At 67.5% G+C, this 354-nt stretch carries 1 protein-coding gene; it reads right to left on the bottom strand.

Annotation, left to right across the window (positions count from 1 at the left end; translation table 11 throughout):
- The coding region (locus AB1L30_RS00770) for a DNA topoisomerase (protein ID WP_367011438.1) at positions 1–348 on the bottom strand (348 nt) is incomplete at its 3' end.
- Positions 349–354 lie beyond the last annotated feature (6 nt).

The raw sequence follows: 354 nt of genomic DNA, 5'->3' as shown, positions 1-354 counted from the left end.
TCGGTCCTGCAGGATCGAGATGATGCTGGCATAGGTCGAGGGCCGGCCGATGCCGAGTTCCTCCATCCGCTTGACCAGGCTGGCTTCCGTGAAGCGTGGAGGTGGCTCGGTGAAGTGCTGGGCCGGCAGGATGTCGGAAAGGTCGACCGCTTCGCCTTCGCTCAGGGGGGGCAAGGCGCCGCTCTCCTCGTCGTCTTCCGAGGCGTCGTCGCGGCCCTCGCGATAGAGGCGAAGGAAGCCGTCGAACTTCATGGTCGTGCCGACGGCCCGCAGGGTGGCCGAGCGGTCGGTCGCGTCGATCTCGGCGACGACCTGGTCGAAGATGGCGGTGGCCATCTGGCTGGCCATCGTCCG

This window comes from Bremerella sp. JC817, from assembly GCF_040718835.1.
Lineage (GTDB): Bacteria > Planctomycetota > Planctomycetia > Pirellulales > Pirellulaceae > Bremerella.
The sequence above is the reverse complement of the archived record's forward strand: the minus strand, read 5'-3'. Positions and strand labels throughout refer to the sequence as shown.